This is a genomic window from Paenibacillus sp. CMM36 (genome assembly GCF_053570945.1).
On the sequence record NZ_JBSEDY010000002.1, the window covers coordinates 269262 to 284090 of the forward strand.

General features: G+C 47.2%; 17 protein-coding genes and 1 pseudogene. 2 read left to right on the top strand and 16 right to left on the bottom strand.

The annotated features are described in order from the left end of the window. Window positions 1–17: 17 nt before the first annotated feature. From ACWA2B_RS05245 to ACWA2B_RS05270, 6 genes and pseudogenes are all read right to left on the bottom strand, one after another. On the bottom strand, window positions 18–242 hold the full coding sequence (locus ACWA2B_RS05245; protein WP_029518596.1) for a hypothetical protein: 225 nt from the start codon (window positions 240–242) through the stop codon (window positions 18–20). Next, entirely contained in the window at window positions 235–1452 is a 1218-nt protein-coding gene (locus ACWA2B_RS05250; RefSeq protein ID WP_069012107.1) for a Ger(x)C family spore germination protein, read from the bottom strand. The genes ACWA2B_RS05245 and ACWA2B_RS05250 overlap by 8 nt, the downstream gene beginning before the upstream one ends. Further along, window positions 1452–3078, bottom strand: a pseudogene (locus ACWA2B_RS05255) (spore germination protein). The gene ACWA2B_RS05250 and the pseudogene ACWA2B_RS05255 overlap by 1 nt, the downstream one beginning before the upstream one ends. A 180-nt stretch (window positions 3079–3258) precedes the next feature. Then, window positions 3259–3597, bottom strand: coding sequence for a hypothetical protein (locus tag ACWA2B_RS05260; protein WP_449291765.1), 339 nt, complete (start codon window positions 3595–3597; stop codon window positions 3259–3261). 14 nt (window positions 3598–3611) lie between these two features. Continuing rightward, entirely contained in the window at window positions 3612–4325 is a 714-nt protein-coding gene (locus ACWA2B_RS05265; RefSeq protein ID WP_069012100.1) for a pirin family protein, read from the bottom strand. Window positions 4326–4394: 69 nt separating this feature from the next. Beyond that, window positions 4395–5252 carry a LysR family transcriptional regulator gene (locus ACWA2B_RS05270; RefSeq protein ID WP_039271679.1) on the bottom strand — a complete coding sequence of 286 codons (858 nt, stop codon included), beginning with the start codon at window positions 5250–5252 and terminating at the stop codon, window positions 4395–4397. A 182-nt stretch (window positions 5253–5434) separates the two neighbouring features. Here ACWA2B_RS05270 and ACWA2B_RS05275 point away from each other — a divergent pair, with 182 nt between their 5' ends. Continuing rightward, window positions 5435–6412 (top strand): DMT family transporter, encoded by a 978-nt coding sequence (locus ACWA2B_RS05275; protein WP_318627967.1) that lies wholly within the window; start codon window positions 5435–5437, stop codon window positions 6410–6412. Between the two features lie 95 nt (window positions 6413–6507). Here the strand turns inward: ACWA2B_RS05275 and ACWA2B_RS05280 are convergent, their stop codons facing one another. The 7 genes from ACWA2B_RS05280 to ACWA2B_RS05310 all read right to left on the bottom strand — a co-directional run bounded on the left by ACWA2B_RS05280 (window position 6508) and on the right by ACWA2B_RS05310 (window position 11809). After that, window positions 6508–8496 carry a methyl-accepting chemotaxis protein gene (locus ACWA2B_RS05280; RefSeq protein WP_318627968.1) on the bottom strand — a complete coding sequence of 663 codons (1989 nt, stop codon included), beginning with the start codon at window positions 8494–8496 and terminating at the stop codon, window positions 6508–6510. Between the two features lie 153 nt (window positions 8497–8649). Then, complete coding sequence (locus ACWA2B_RS05285; protein WP_029518604.1) at window positions 8650–9057, bottom strand: DoxX family protein; 408 nt, start codon at window positions 9055–9057, stop codon at window positions 8650–8652. A 118-nt stretch (window positions 9058–9175) separates the two neighbouring features. Next, on the bottom strand, window positions 9176–10036 hold the full coding sequence (locus ACWA2B_RS05290) for a M56 family metallopeptidase (protein WP_029518605.1): 861 nt from the start codon (window positions 10034–10036) through the stop codon (window positions 9176–9178). A gap of 2 nt (window positions 10037–10038) precedes the next feature. Next, window positions 10039–10452: a BlaI/MecI/CopY family transcriptional regulator gene (locus ACWA2B_RS05295; RefSeq protein ID WP_013312429.1), complete on the bottom strand. Its 414-nt coding sequence runs from the start codon at window positions 10450–10452 to the stop codon at window positions 10039–10041. A gap of 10 nt (window positions 10453–10462) precedes the next feature. Then, window positions 10463–10588: a hypothetical protein gene (locus ACWA2B_RS05300; protein WP_275041150.1), complete on the bottom strand. Its 126-nt coding sequence runs from the start codon at window positions 10586–10588 to the stop codon at window positions 10463–10465. A gap of 10 nt (window positions 10589–10598) precedes the next feature. Next, window positions 10599–11438: a response regulator transcription factor gene (locus ACWA2B_RS05305; protein ID WP_025720336.1), complete on the bottom strand. Its 840-nt coding sequence runs from the start codon at window positions 11436–11438 to the stop codon at window positions 10599–10601. Beyond that, window positions 11414–11809, bottom strand: coding sequence for a Fur family transcriptional regulator (locus ACWA2B_RS05310; protein ID WP_023990809.1), 396 nt, complete (start codon window positions 11807–11809; stop codon window positions 11414–11416). The genes ACWA2B_RS05305 and ACWA2B_RS05310 overlap by 25 nt, the downstream gene beginning before the upstream one ends. Window positions 11810–11996: 187 nt before the next feature. Between ACWA2B_RS05310 and ACWA2B_RS05315 the strand changes: the two genes are divergently transcribed. Further along, on the top strand, window positions 11997–12290 hold the full coding sequence (locus ACWA2B_RS05315) for a hypothetical protein (RefSeq protein WP_049817035.1): 294 nt from the start codon (window positions 11997–11999) through the stop codon (window positions 12288–12290). Here the strand turns inward: ACWA2B_RS05315 and ACWA2B_RS05320 are convergent. From ACWA2B_RS05320 to ACWA2B_RS05330, 3 genes are read right to left on the bottom strand one after another with little or no spacing between them, the layout of a single operon-like run. After that, the gene (locus ACWA2B_RS05320) at window positions 12278–12487 is read right to left on the bottom strand and encodes a hypothetical protein (protein WP_029518606.1); all 210 of its coding nucleotides are present in this window, start codon (window positions 12485–12487) and stop codon (window positions 12278–12280) included. The two genes, ACWA2B_RS05315 and ACWA2B_RS05320, sit on opposite strands and share 13 nt — an antisense overlap. Next, window positions 12484–13596, bottom strand: a complete 1113-nt coding sequence (locus ACWA2B_RS05325) for a GerAB/ArcD/ProY family transporter (RefSeq protein WP_029518607.1) — start codon at window positions 13594–13596, stop codon at window positions 12484–12486. Before ACWA2B_RS05325 ends, ACWA2B_RS05320 begins: the two co-directional genes overlap by 4 nt. A gap of 26 nt (window positions 13597–13622) precedes the next feature. After that, window positions 13623–14798, bottom strand: coding sequence for a Ger(x)C family spore germination protein (locus ACWA2B_RS05330; protein WP_029518608.1), 1176 nt, complete (start codon window positions 14796–14798; stop codon window positions 13623–13625). Window positions 14799–14829 lie beyond the last annotated feature (31 nt).

Here is a 14829-nt window from a genome sequence, read left to right on the forward strand (position 1 = left end):
GGCATCCAATACACGATTTACAACGTAGGGGGGAGCCACATGTCAATAAAACGGGTCAGCCATGTAGCCACATAAACGGTGCTCTTCGTTGATGTTCCGTAAATCCAGATACCAATGCTAATAACATACAATACTCGAGAGACCCAACGATTGATGGCTGGTGCATTGTTAATATTTTTACGGTCAATCAGATACATGAAGAGCATAGCCAGCACCAAAGGTAACAGAAATACTTTATTCATTCTGGATTTGCTCCTTTTTGACCCCGAATGGTTTGGTGACCGCACCAATATTCTCAATATGCACGACCGGATTTATGGTGATCTCCACCTTGGGATATAGTTGCTCCCATTGAGGTTTAATCCGTTTCCATTCATCCGGGTGACTCGTAATAATAGCCCGGCCCAAACCAAGTACGTCTGAACGATACTTTTGCTGAATCACGTGGACAGCCTCTCCCAGCTCCCTCTTGATTTCCTCGGCTGTCTGCTGCTCCAGCCACTTCAAATTTTCCTCGTTGGAAATATCGAAATTCGTCTCATTTTCCTTCACATTCCCATTGCAGTTCATATGAACGGTCATTCGAATCTCATTCCCCTGAATAAAGGGCTTGATATGGACTCTATTTTCGATGAGATGCACAGATATGTAACCTTTACCCTTGGGAGGGGGGATAAATATCTCTGTCTCCTTGGCTTGCTCCATACCCAACAGCAGAAACCGACTGAGATGGTTATCAATAATCCCTGTTAACCTGTCTTGTCGAAAGACTGCCAATCCATCGATCTGAATATTCGTCTTCTTGTCTTTAAGACTAGCGGGCCCATTCTTCACCAGAGACATTACTGGCACCACCGGGTCAATCCCTTCCAGCAGGACGGAATTCATCAGCAGTTTAACGGAACGAGGTTTTTTCATATAGGAAAAGTTAAGCTCACGCACCATTTCCGCTGGATATTGCTCAATCGGAGCATCTGCCTGAAGCACTTCCATCGCTGACCCCTTCGTGATAACAACCAGGGAAGACAGACGGTTCTGCGGAATACGTGCAATGACATCCATCATTTTGCTAATCCCTTCCCGTGCCAGCGTCTCGCCGAACAGCAGTACCCGCCGATGGGAGTAATTAAGTGTTCGCGAAACCCCGCGCTGTTCCTCGGTACTTGCTCCTCGAAAGCTTGGACCTGTTTTGGACTCCAGATAGTAGGACTTCGTACCGCTTGTACCTCCCCCTCCTCCTGTGCTGCCCGAAGATCCTAGTTGTCCAGGCAAAGCAATTTGCATCGTTACCCGGTATTGATCGCCTTCCTTGTCTAGCCCGGTACCCATCACAAAGGCCACATCGTTCACTTCACGGCGATCCCAGCATCCTCCCAAAAGAACAGAACAAAGCAGCAGACAACAGAGCACAGCCGCTTTACGTATTTTTTGTGTATTCGATTTGGGCTTCATCACCATCCCTCCTCGGTGGTAGGCGTTCCATTCATCTTTTCCTTCGCTCGTTTGTTGTTGTCTTTACCAATCCAGGAAGGACGTTTAGTCATTTTCCACCAAGGTGCACGGACGACGATATCCTTTTGATCCGTATGGTTGTACGGGCTATATCCGCTCATGTAAGGGACACCAAACGATGTTAGCTTGGTTAGATGCGTAGCAATCAGCGTTGTCGCAATAATGATCCCAAACAATCCGAATAAACCCGCCATCAGCATGATTGGAAATCGTAGCAGGCGAACTGTGATGGCAAAGTTAAAGCGTGGAATGGTAAACGAAGCAATACCTGTGAGCGACACAACAATGACTATGGGTGCCGATACAATCCCTGCCTGTACTGCGGCCTGCCCAATTACGAGCGCACCAAGAATACTAACGGCCTGACCGACCGTTTTGGGGAGACGAATCCCTGCTTCACGTAATGCCTCAAAAGAAATTTCCATCATTAACGCTTCCACCAGTGCTGGAAAAGGGATAGATTCACGAGCCGCTGCAATACTTAATATGAGTGTCGTCGGCAGCATATCATGGTGATAGGTCGTAACCGCTACATATATTGCTGGCAGAAAGAGAGCCATGATGAGAAAAAGAAAACGAATCCAGCGCACCATATTACTGATGAAAAAACGTTCGTAATAGTCCTCGCTTGCTTGCATCATCTGCCACATCGTGACCGGCCCAATCAGGGCAAAAGGCGTTCCGTCCACAAAAATGGCAAAACGTCCTTCCAGTAATTGGGCAGTGACGGTATCCGGGCGTTCAGTATATTCCATTTGCGGAAACGGAGAAAAGGGATGGTCCTCAATCAGTTCCTCAATATATCCAGTCTCCAGAACACCATCAATATTAATATCGCTGAGCCTTTTTTTTTACATCCTCCACCAGTTTGGGATCTATGATCCCTTCAATATAGGTAAGGACGACGCTCGTTTGAGTTTCTGTTCCGATGGTCATGCTGTACATCTTGAGCTTGGAGGTCTTCAACTTGAAACGCAACAGTGCCGTATTGACGCGAAGGGTCTCAGTGAAGCCCTCACGCGGCCCACGAATAACCGCTTCCGTCTGGGGTTCCTCTACGCCACGGCGGACACCACCCTTGGCGCTAAAAATATAAGCACGAGGCGTACCATCTACGAACAAGGCGGCATTGCCGTCCAGTATCGCTGCCGCTACCATCTTCCATTCGTCCATCGTTTTGGTCTGGGACATCGAGATACGAGTTTCATCCAGCGGCTCCAATTTGCCGTTCACTTCAGGGTCCTTGAGCATCATGCCCAGAATGACAGGCCGCAGGATATGATCCTGCAAATCCTCTGATTTTACCGTACCTTCAAAATAAGCCAACAACCCTTTGCGTTCAGGGGAAATCATGAGCTCTCGGTAGACGATATCAGAGCAATCCTTGAAAATGTCACGCAAAGCAATCAAATTGTCTTCCACATTGCTACGCAGCGGCTGTTCCAGCCACGAAGACTCAGGCAGTCCTTTAGGCACATTGGAATTTCGTGTCTTGCGGTCTGCGGCTGGAATCGCTCTCCGGCTCCACGGTAGCTTCGGCAACTTGGGAAAGCGCCCTTTCTTCATCGTTATTCCCCCTTTACGAATGAGCCGAACAGATAATATGACCTATAGGATGTACCAGCCTGCAAAGGATTATGTATCCAATGAACTCAACATGTTGAACGGATAACAAAAAGACCCTGCAATGATGCAGGGCCTTCGAAAAATCCATTATATATCTGAAGATTTATGATAAAGGAATGATTAATCTCCCCAATACTCCTCGGGATGGTATTCAATCTCAGAACCAGCTTTGAACGTAAGCTCATCTGTCTGCTCATGATATTCCACGCTTTCCGGAGTGACGTAATACCAATGCTTCACCACGGGTCCATCATCTACCGGCGTTACAAAACGAAATACGTTCAACTCCCCGCTATAACGCACAATCGCCTCCGCCGTCCCACGCGGCAGCCCTTGAAGCGTGAAGCGAAACACGCCGTCCACCGATTCCAAACGGCAATCGAAAACCTGCTTGCGGCTGTCAGCAAAGCTACGTCCCGTGACGGCATGCTTGATCAGCCATGTTTCCTGCTGCGCCATGTGCGCACCTCCTTTTAGGGCAAATCAATCAACATATAAAAAGCAGACTCCTCTGCTTCCAGTGCTAGCTTTGGCTCCTGCTCAATACGAGCTGAATCGCGCCCTTGCAGAATATGTTCACCGTTCACACGCAGTGAGCCTTCAATGACGAACAGGAACACGCGTCGCCCCTCGGCCTGTGTGAATTCTACTTGCTCTCCAGGCTGAAGCTTGCTTAAATAAATCGTTAAATCCTGGTTGATTGCAGCAATTTCACCCTCTGTGCCCGGTACACGTTTTCCGGCAACGACAGGCAGAAGCTGACCGTGCAGACGCTCAGGATTGAACGCTGTGGCCTCATATGACGGTTTCAGTCCTCTCGTATGCGGGCTAAACCACAATTGCAGCAGACTGACATCCTCCGTTTGTGATGCGTTGTGCTCCGTATGAATGATGCCGTGGCCCGCTGACATTCGCTGAATGCCTCCAAAACGGGTCACTGCTACATGTCCACGGTTGTCTTCATGACGCAGTTCCCCATACAGCACAATCGAAACAATCTCCATATCACTGTGCGGATGCGCCCCAAAGCCCCGTCCCGGTGTGATGACATCGTCATTACAGACACGCATAGGACCAAACGCTGTATTGTTCTCATCCTGATACTCCGCGAATGAAAAGCTGTGACTCCCCCGCAGCCAGCCCTTATCGAAGCTGAATCGGGAAGCCGCCGGATATATTGTAAACATAATAGCCCTCCTTCAGGAAGAAAAATGAGATCAAATCCCTCTCATTGTACCCGAGCCCAAGCGATAAAGCTACGCCTCTGTCTGAGTGATAATCTCATCTATAAAAGACTGCAAGGTACTGGTAACAAAGGCTTCCTTACGTCGGATAAACACCGTTGTTACTTCATTGTACGGCTCAGGCATTGCATGACCGCACACAAGGCCTTGAGACACCAGCCCGCTGATCGAAGATTCGGGAAATACGGTCATTCCAATACCAGCCGCCACACTGCCGATAATCGTCTCAAATGTCCCAAACTCCATAATCTGTTTGGGAATAATTCCTTCCATTTTGAGCCAGGTTTCCAGCCGTCCCCGGTAGCCGCAGCCTTTTTTATATAAGAGAAGCGGACGAGTCGTGAGATCCTCAACGGAAAAATCATCTCCTTGGGATACAAGGACCAGCTTTTCCTGAAATACATCAAACTGTTCAATGAGCGGATGCTTGACCGGCCCGGTCACAAAGGCTCCATCCAGCCGCATTTCTGCAACCTCCTGCACCAGAGACTCTGTAACCCCAGCCTTGAGGGACAACTCGACATCCGGGTACTTGCTATAGTAAGCATGTAAAATGGCCGGGAGGGCAATGACAGTCTCCACAATGCCAATCTCCAGTACCCCCGAAGGTGCAGAGGTATTCTGAAACGCATGTTTCATTTCCTCAAATTGCGATAAAATGCTTTTCGTATATTGCAGCAGACGCTTGCCCTCGGCATTGAGGATCATTCCCCGCTTATGTCTATTAAATAAAGGTGTTTGCAGTTCCTTTTCGAGCAGCTTGATTCTGGCCGTTACATTGGACTGGACATAACTAAGCTCGGCTGCGGCCTTGCTGACACTGCCATGCGCAGCCACCGTCTGGAAAATGTTTAAATCGTTCAGATCCACTACTGCTCCTCCTTATTGTGAAGGGTAAGGGGCCATCAAAATTGACGCGCCTTGTCACTTATTATCATTTTAAATGATCATAATGTTTATTTTCAATCATTTTACCAACAGCTTCCCATCCTTTATGATGTTGTCCATAAGATATGTCCGCTGAGACCGGCAAGGAGGAGCTTTTGCACACCATGAACAGACAAATCATGACCGGATCTTTATTATGCCTAATCGCCAGTATGTCCTGGGGGGCGATGTTTCCGGTTTCGCACATTGCATTACAACACATCAATCCACTGTACTTTTCATTTTTGCGCTATTTATCGGTTACACTCATTTTAGTCGTACTATTGTGGCTCAAAGAGGGAAGGACTGCATTTCGCTTTGAGGGCAAGGGCAAGACGTTGTTATTCTTCGGGACCATGGGATTCACCATTTATAATATGGCCGTTTTCCAGGGACAGCACGCGATGGGGGCAGCAGGCACTCTGGTTGCCTCTATAATGGAAGTGCTAATGCCGATGATTTCTATTGCGATGGTGTGGGTCATGACCCGTAAAATGCCTCCGAGATATACACTAATCAGCATGGTGATTGCGCTGGCCGGGGCTTTACTGGTGATCACGAACGGAAAATGGACCTTTTTCACACTTGCCGGACAACATTTGCTACCGCTGCTGCTTATTTTCGTAGGCGTCGTCGGATGGGTCGTATATTCCATGGGAGGCAGCCATTTTGCAGGATGGTCTACTCTTCGGTATTCAACCCTAACCTGCCTGCTCGGAACTCTCGTCTCCTTCGTAGTCGTCACATTTGCCTCTGCTTTCAACTGGATTGTGGTGCCGGACTGGCAGGCTGTGTGGTCAGTTAAATACGAAATGAGCTTTATGATCCTGCTTCCAGGGTTAGCGGCCCTGCTTAGCTGGAATGCCGGAATCCGAAAGCTATCTCCACTGAACGGAATTCTATTTATTAACTTTGTACCGATTACCACGCTGGTACTCATGTACTTCCAAGGTTATGCCATTAGCCGTTTTGAACTATATGGGACAGTGTTAGTCATTTTCGCACTGATTCTGAACAATATGTTTCAGAGAAGTTCGCTGCGTCCTTCCGACTCACGGGATGTCCGTTTCCGTCTGGACCGCCGCAAGTCCTTCCAACGTTAACTTCTAACTCTGCAAACCAAAAATTATGCTAAAAACATTAAAAAAGCGCCTGGATACAGAGTACAATCTCCTGTATCCGGGCGCTTTTTATCATTTTAGGATTTTCCTTCAACCTGAAAACGTCCAACTAGTTCGCGCAATTCCTCTGCCATTTGGCTCAGGTCCGCTGTAGATGAAGCAATTTCCTCAATAGAAGCAAGCTGTTGCTCAGCTGCTGCTGAGATCGACTCGGTGTTGCTCGCTGCCTCGTCCGAAATGTGGGCAATATCGCTCATAATATCTACGACACCTACAGTCCCTCGTGCCATTTCCTGAGTCACTCCCGTAATGTCATTGATATGCCCCATAGCTCGTTCCACGGCTTGGCTGATTTCCGCAAAGGATTGCTCAGACGTGGTTACCGAATCAATGCCTTCCGTCACCCGTGTCCGCGCTTGATGCATAGCGCCCAGAGCATGATTCATATCCACCTGCATCGCTTCAATGCGCTCCGAGATCAAAGTAGCCGACTTTGCTGATTCCTCAGCCAGCTTACGCACCTCCGTAGCGACCACGGCAAATCCCTTACCATGATCCCCAGCGCGTGCAGCCTCAATGGACGCATTCAGAGCTAACAGATTGGTCTGTTTGGCAATACCGGATATAACGCTGATAATATTCACGATTTCACCGGAACGCTCATTGAGAGAGTCCATGGCCTGTCCGAGATCGTTAACGGTCTCGTCGATGTCATGCATCTTCTGTACAGCCTGCGTAGCAGCCTTACTGCCTTCCTGAGCCGACTCGGCGTTCATCTTCACATGTTCAGATACGCCCACCATACGCTCGGATACGTTCGCTGCTTGCTGAGCAAGCTCCTCCATATTTACAGAACCGTGCTTAACGCTCTGCACCTGACGTTCGCTGCCCACAGCTACTTCCTGGATAGCAATGGTGACATGCTCAATCGCTTGGGTTGTCTGATCTGCACCCGCAGCCAGCTCCTCCGCTGAAGAACTTACCCGATCTGTCGTTTCGTGTACGCTTCGAATCATCGTACGCAAACTGTCGACCATGGTTTGGAAGTGAGAAGACAATTCGCCCACCTCATCCGTTTTTCCGGTTTCCAAATCGCCCGTCAAATCTCCTTCACTGATTCGTTCTGCTGATTTTTGCAGCTTACGAATTGGTACCAGAACAGAACGGGTGATCAGGAAAATCGCGAGTAGCGCAATCACCAATGAGCCAGCCAGCACAAAAATGGTTACATAACGCATGGCAGCCGTGGCATCGCTAATCTCGGATTGATAGAAGGTACCCGCAATTTTCCAACCAGTATCCGTATTCGTTACATAGGTCAAATATTTTTCGTGACCTTCATGCATATATTTAAAGTTCCCGCTCGGCGCAGTATACAACGTATCAAGCACTTTCTCCTGTGGAGATGAGCCCGGTTTAGCCGTAGGATGGACTACAAATTTCTTCGTATGATCCAAAATAATGATATACCCCTCCTGGCCTACTTTGATGGAGGCCAGTTTACGTACACTTTCCAGATTTAGAGAAATCCCGATAACCCCGGACTTGTCGGAAAGCGTCTGAGATACTACGACAACAGGAATACCCGATGAATTAATGATAACAGGCGTAATTGCAACCTTACCGGGCTGCTTCATCGCTTCGATGTACCATGGGCGTGTGCGAGGATCAAAAGTCCCTTCATCCTCCTTGGGCACCCCCCGAATCATCAGCCCCTCCGGTGTACCAACAAAAATATCCGTGGCATCTTCGTGCAAACCCTTGTATTGGATCAGCTTCGGCTGAATCAAAGGGCTGTTTCGACCATCTATCATCGAGCCGTCCAGACGCTCCGCTAAATAACTCGCATCTTTAATTTTACTGGCGATTGCGTATTCAATAATTGAGTTAGCTGTCGCTACCCCCTGATTCGCACTGCCGTGGAGCTGTTTTTCCATAGCATTATATGATGATTTATAGGTCGCAATGGAAATACTTAAGCTCGGAATCAGCAAAACAAGTAAAAAGCCTAAACTTAGCTTGTTCCTGAGTGTCCATATCGTTTTTCTCTTTCGCGTTGTTCCCATGTTTTTTCCCCTTTGCTCATAAAACGATATATTTGAATTACATTCCGTGTTAGTTATATCGGTTGAAAGTAGCAAATGATTTACAATGAAATTTCACAAAGGGGAAAAACAAAAACGCGCCCTATAAGACTAAGGACGCGGTTATATGAACATTTAGACCTGTACGTTAATGTTTTCAGCCTTTTTACGGCCAAATAACTGATCCACTGCCAGAAAGCGTCCACCGACAAGCGCTTGCTGAAGGCTGGTGAACAGAATCAGCAGATCAAATTCAATCGAGCCAAAAGGCTGTCCTTTTTTAGCCGTTAGCAATACACCGATCATAACGATGGTCAATGCCGCTCCAGCCAGTCGTGTTCCGATTCCCAGAACCAGTGCAATACCCCCAACCAGTTCAACCGCAGCGACCACAGGAGCCATCCAGCCAGGGAGTCCGATACTTTGGAAGAAGCCGGAGGTTCCGTCTAGTCCCTGAAACTTTTGTGCACCGTGAACGATAAAAATAACCCCTGTAAAAATCCGTACCAACAATAATCCAATATTCATAAGCGTTTGATTCATTTGCTCATCTCCTTTTAAATTGTATAAAAATTCTGCAATAAACTACACACTGTAGTGTACTACACATTGAGAATCGGTAGCGCAAAAAGCGCCACCTGTAGGAAACATCTTGCCAAACTTAGATTAGCGCCAGTGCAAACATAAGTGTCAACATCACTAGCACATAGCTGGAAAACATAATCGAACGCCAAGGCATTTGAATGACAGGTTCTTGCTGAGGGTCTAAAATACGTGAGATACGATAGTTAATGGACGTTTCTGCAAACGAGGAACAAGCGGCGGAGTTTACCAGGCGAGTATTGGCAGGCGTCATACTCAGAAGCTTGAGCAATGCGCTCCCAATCCCAACTGGTGAACCCGCTCGATGAATCGCTTCGTTATCAGCCAAAATTTCACGGGCCGTCTTATAATGATGGGTAATGTGACGTAGCACCGGCAAGTAAAACAGCTGTTTAGCACATACTTGCAGCAACCAGGTCTTCAACGGATCATAATGTTTCATATGATAGGCTTCATGGTATATGACAGCTTCTTCTTCGTGTTTGTCCAGTACAGACAATAGTGCAGAGGACAATACAATACGTGGCTTCCATAATCCCATGGTGAAGGCGGCTGGCTTGGCATAATCAATGACCCATATCCGATCGGTCCCGAGTTCACCATATCGCTCACCCAGTGCTTCGGTCAGCGGCAGGTCACGCATTCGGTGCAGTCTGCGAAAAGCTGCCCTGGTAGCCATACACTGTCTGACTGCTTCTCCTCCGGCGATAGCGAAGGTAACGAAAACCAGCCCGCTGAGCGCATCCACCATGTAGCCGATTCCGTAATGCTGTAACAAACTTCTGCAAATTTGAAACACGTTATAATTCAATTTCCAGCCGAAAACATGCTGTCCGGCGTACATACCCATCTGTATAAGGGCGAAACCCGAAATCAAGGCGCCTGCTGTAAACAGTAATTTAGAACGTGTTTTCCACATCGCTACATATCCTTTTTCCATTGTTTAATTTTTTGTTCCAGACGTTCGATCAACTTCGGATCGGCCACCTCCAGAGCATCAATCATATGATTGACAGCAAGCGGACCAAATTCGTCCACCAATTCGTGACTCAGTCCCTTGGATTGCTCATCCATGAATTCTTCCCTGCTTAAAACTGGACGATATAAAGACGTTCTCCCACGTATACTCTTACTCAGTATTCCCTTTTCCACTAAACGGTTCATCACGGTCATTACCGTATTGAAGTTAAAGTCCCGATCCCCCTCCAACGCGGTCTGCACTTCTTTGATACTCCGATCCGAAGTGGACCATAAAATATCCATAATTTTGGCTTCCAGAGGTCCGAAAAATCGGTTAAGCCCGGTTTCGCCAGCTTTAAAATTCAGTCGTTTCATAAGAAGCACCTCACACTACCGATTGTAGTGTATATCTCCTGACAAAGTCAACCGTCACACCTAATGTCAGTTTCTTCATGGAATCATATACAAACCGCCGAATGTCTCCATCCGGCGGAAATTCATCGGTATTCATAACTTTCAGTTCAATCTGCCAATCTGTATCCTACACCTCTTACGGTTGCAATATATTCAGGTTCTGCAGGCCGATCATCCAGCTTCTTGCGCAAACTTTTGACATGCACATCTACAACGTTGCTGCCGCCTACAAAATCCGTCTCCCAGATATCGTGCATCATTTGCTCGCGGGAGATCACTTTGCCTTGAGCATCAATCAGCTTCAGCAGCAAATCGTATTCTGTTTTAGTCAGATTCAATTGACTCTCTTCTTTATATACCAGCATTTTATCTCGGTCAATCCAGATGTCCTTGAACACCGTACGACGGCTGGCTTGCGCTGCCTGACGGGAAGTTGCAGGATGGCGTACAATCATCCGTTCAATGTCATGCACCATATGATTGGAAGCCAGCGGCCACACCAGCACCTCTTCTGAAGGAAGCAGCTCATGAGCATGTACAGACACCCGATCCTGAACCACGTACATAACTGGTGTGTCTTTCATGTGTTCTACCTCAAGACGATTGCGAATATCCAGTAATTCACTCTGTGGTTCGGTAGCGGTCAAATCGTAAATCAAGAGATCGCTTCCCAGATGACGCTGCACTTCAGGTTCCCAGCGATGGAAAACCATCACATCAAAACACGCATCTGACAGCGTACGCACCAACCCGTGAACTACACCCGGTACCGAACTGATCAGAATGATACGACGTGTAGTTGGACAATACAAGGGCTCATTGGAAGGAACGGTCTGCACCGTAGGTGTAGAGGGAGCAGCTAACATCGATGTCCAACTGCCCTTCACCCGTCTAGGCATGTCAGCCACTTTGAAACGATTTGTTATCTGATTCGCTTGCTTTGACATTCCTTACACACTCCTCCGAATACGACATGGGCATGGGCAATATTATACCCCGTTTCATGCGCAACCGTGTCAATCCAATCATGTGGGACTTCACTCATCACTTCATCTACTCGGCCGCATACCTGACAAATAATATGCTGATGATCGTCCATCCGCCCGTCATAGCGACTCGCAGCTTCCCCCAGCTTCAATTCACGGATTAATTCCTTATCCGTCAAATAACGCAGTGAATTATATACCGTTCCATAGGCCAGATTATATCCGCGCTCCATCAACCGATTCATAACATCGGCCGCAGTAGGATGATCGTGAGCTTCACGAACCACATCATATACCGCTTGGCGCTGCGAAGTTAAATTTAAAGTTCTCATACCGCATCTCCCTTAACCAACGCAGATTATATTAATTACAAACTTACAATCATATTAAAGATCAATTTAGAATAAGTATAAATCTTAATTTATTTCAAGTCAATGGTATCGGATAAATTGAACGGCTTTGCAACACAATGTATACAGGAGTACATGCTTAGCTTATTTATAATCGGAGGGATATTTTATGAAGATAGTGTGGATATTCACGCTCTTTATGCTGCTAATGCTCGGAACAAGTATATCGATAAAATGGCTTTCTGGTGTTCATCATCCTTGGGAGCCTATTTCATTGGCTTTTTTCACTATGCGACCATCAGAATATGTCGTCCTGGCAGGAATGCTTATAGTGTTCTTTATAAATGTGGGCAAAAAGCCAAGAGGAAACGCATTTCGCTTCCTGTTCTCACAATGGTCACGTTTCCTCAAAGTTCCTACTTCTTCCTCTGATTCTCCGCAACAGAGCCATCAGAAAGAATAAACAAGGGAAAACGCAAACAAATAATGGATGAATATAGATGAGGGACAGTCGTCCAAATTCAAAGTGGCAATCCATGTATTCCGTTCATATTCACTATCCATATTAATAATGACCACATCTCCCAGAATAAAATGGAACATCAAAATGAGCATTTGACCGGTACCGATGTATTTTTTGTCGGCAAGACGATGACTCATGAGACATTTTCCTCTCCTTTTTTATTCCGGGTCTTTCTCAGCCACGACACGATTAGCAGCAAGATAGGAAAAAACACGGCAAATATCGGAAACAGCCATTTCAGCACTAACTCGCCTGTTTGAAGGTGATCTTGATAGCTCAGTGCCATCAATACACAAGAGACTAACATGATAATCCCAAATGGCAGGATCAGTTTATGGTAAGACACTCTCAATACATCCTCTGCGGCTTTAACCGCGGCATAATAGAAGATGAAAATTTTAAAAAAATCAAAGATAATAACGCTCATAACGCCGATGACATCGACTCTGTCGATAAAATCAGATATTTCGACCTTGCTGATCATCGAGAGCAGCGGGTAAGTCGCCCGTTTGAACACATCTTCCCCCAGTGCAAGCACATTGGACAGTGTAACAATAGACAGGAGCAGCCCTCCCAGCAATATAGCAGAGACCCCTACCCCATTGGCACGATAGCCTTTTTTTAATGTGGGGAGAATCATCGCAAACGTAACCATCTCGCCGTACGGTAGCATCACGGCTTGCGAATAAACAACTTGCCATATCGGCTGCCAGCCATGCTCGGCTATGGGCAATATATTGCCGACATCTACAATGCCTGCCAACAAAATTAATATATTCGTAGCCAGGCCCAGCAGTAGCAGCAAAATTAACATGATAATGGCCGTCCGGCCTGCAACCTCGATTCCCAAATACACCACATACATGACAAGTCCAATCATTAAGGCACAAATGACTGTCAACGGCGTATGCTGAAGCGTCCGGTCGGCAATCAGGATCCCCGTGTCCCGAAGATCCCGTGCTCCGCCGTAAAGAAAAAACACGATATATAAAAAAGCAAGCGCACTCCCTGCTTTCTTGCCCAAAAGGGTTCTGCAGTACTGTGTCATTAGCAAGTCGGGAAAACGTCGGTGAAGGCTGCCATAGCATACAAAAAGCATTGCCCCCAAAACCGTGGAAATGAGGATGGCGATCCACGCATCCTTGCCCGCATTCCTTCCGGGAATAGACATCATGGATGTGCCCATCTCAAACAACACCATAAGAGAGATCATCTCTTTTGCACCTATCCGTGTCTTTTTTTTCATGGCCTTCCCTCCTTGCTCTATTTTCACTAGTCTGATTCCCCCTTGGAGTATGGGTTAGTCCGCGACTGAGTGTGTTTCAGTACAGAAGTCACTTGAATACGGACGGTGCTTTCCGCAAAATTACGGCTCCATTCGGAAGAGAGTCTTTTCCATTGTTTGGGATAGCTCCTCTCCAGCGCAAGGCCAAAGCCTATTACATCGCTACGGGTACGCTGAACCTCTCTGACTGTTGAAGTGATCACTTTTTTCGTCTCCTCTGTCCATTTCTCCTGCAGTCTTTTCATCGCCTCCGGACTTTGTAAGTTAATCGAGCACTCGGCTTCCTGTACCGCCCCGGTCTGTTTTAGGTTAATCACAAAAACAGGCTCCCCTTGCTCCATCCGTGTGTGTATCTTGGTTGAAGAGAACAAGGTTTCGATGCCAATGGTTTCCCTATCCTTACCGCAGCTCAGTGTTGTTTGGGCACCTTTCACCTTGTTGTTGATCATAGACAGTCCAATGGCCTGATCATCATCCAACCAGCGGACAAGCCGATCCTTTTTGAACACCCCCATTCCCTTAATATGAACAATAGCTTTCGGTAAAATATTGTCCACATTGTTCTTGCTTGAGGCCTGCTCTAAATTCCCATTGACCCCTATGCCCGTCAGCACAGGACCGCCACCCTTATGAGACATGCTGCGAATCACATCGTCGATAGTCACCGCGTAATCCCCGGCATACAAACGCTCCGATGTTTCCAGCTTTCCTGAAATATCATTGGCGGGAATACGACCGATTGCGGTCATGATTGCCAGTACATCCTTCCCAGTATTACCGCGTGCCACCAGCATTTTCACCGGCAGCCGGATTTCTGTAGACCTTTCCAGAGAATCCATCATATCGCCGATTCCAGCCCGTGCCAGCTTTTCACCAATAACGATCAGTTTGGTATGCGCCAAAGAAATGATCCGCGGAACCCTTTGTGAGGCTCTGCGGAGCGCTTGAAACAGATTTTTTCCCTTTTCCCGATACAAAACGACTGGAGTATCTCCTCTCGCTTTGGCTCCGGCGATTTCATCTGCTACGATCACCTGTAGGGAAACCTCATAATCCGACTCCCCAACCAAATCAATTCCTATCCCAGCTACTACTGCTCTCTGGTTTAACTCCACAGAATCCCAGCAACCGGATAACAAGGGAGCGAACAGTAGTAAAACCAAACACAGCCCCCCTATTCTCCTCTTAAAAGTT

Excerpts from the sequence above, each read along its gene's own strand:
- ACWA2B_RS05245 (WP_029518596.1), bottom strand. The coding sequence starts at position 242 with ATGAATAAAGTATTTCTGTTACCTTTGGTGCTGGCTATGCTCTTCATG.
- ACWA2B_RS05250 (WP_069012107.1), bottom strand. The coding sequence starts at position 1,452 with ATGAAGCCCAAATCGAATACACAAAAAATACGTAAAGCGGCTGTGCTC.
- ACWA2B_RS05260 (WP_449291765.1), bottom strand. The coding sequence starts at position 3,597 with ATGGCGCAGCAGGAAACATGGCTGATCAAGCATGCCGTCACGGGACGT.
- ACWA2B_RS05265 (WP_069012100.1), bottom strand. The coding sequence starts at position 4,325 with ATGTTTACAATATATCCGGCGGCTTCCCGATTCAGCTTCGATAAGGGC.
- ACWA2B_RS05275 (WP_318627967.1), top strand. The coding sequence starts at position 5,435 with ATGAACAGACAAATCATGACCGGATCTTTATTATGCCTAATCGCCAGT.
- ACWA2B_RS05280 (WP_318627968.1), bottom strand. The coding sequence starts at position 8,496 with ATGGGAACAACGCGAAAGAGAAAAACGATATGGACACTCAGGAACAAG.
- ACWA2B_RS05285 (WP_029518604.1), bottom strand. The coding sequence starts at position 9,057 with ATGAATCAAACGCTTATGAATATTGGATTATTGTTGGTACGGATTTTT.
- ACWA2B_RS05290 (WP_029518605.1), bottom strand. The coding sequence starts at position 10,036 with ATGTGGAAAACACGTTCTAAATTACTGTTTACAGCAGGCGCCTTGATT.
- ACWA2B_RS05295 (WP_013312429.1), bottom strand. The coding sequence starts at position 10,452 with ATGAAACGACTGAATTTTAAAGCTGGCGAAACCGGGCTTAACCGATTT.
- ACWA2B_RS05300 (WP_275041150.1), bottom strand. The coding sequence starts at position 10,588 with ATGAATACCGATGAATTTCCGCCGGATGGAGACATTCGGCGGTTTGTA.
- ACWA2B_RS05305 (WP_025720336.1), bottom strand. The coding sequence starts at position 11,438 with ATGTCAAAGCAAGCGAATCAGATAACAAATCGTTTCAAAGTGGCTGAC.
- ACWA2B_RS05310 (WP_023990809.1), bottom strand. The coding sequence starts at position 11,809 with ATGAGAACTTTAAATTTAACTTCGCAGCGCCAAGCGGTATATGATGTG.
- ACWA2B_RS05315 (WP_049817035.1), top strand. The coding sequence starts at position 11,997 with ATGAAGATAGTGTGGATATTCACGCTCTTTATGCTGCTAATGCTCGGA.
- ACWA2B_RS05320 (WP_029518606.1), bottom strand. The coding sequence starts at position 12,487 with ATGAGTCATCGTCTTGCCGACAAAAAATACATCGGTACCGGTCAAATG.
- ACWA2B_RS05325 (WP_029518607.1), bottom strand. The coding sequence starts at position 13,596 with ATGAAAAAAAAGACACGGATAGGTGCAAAAGAGATGATCTCTCTTATG.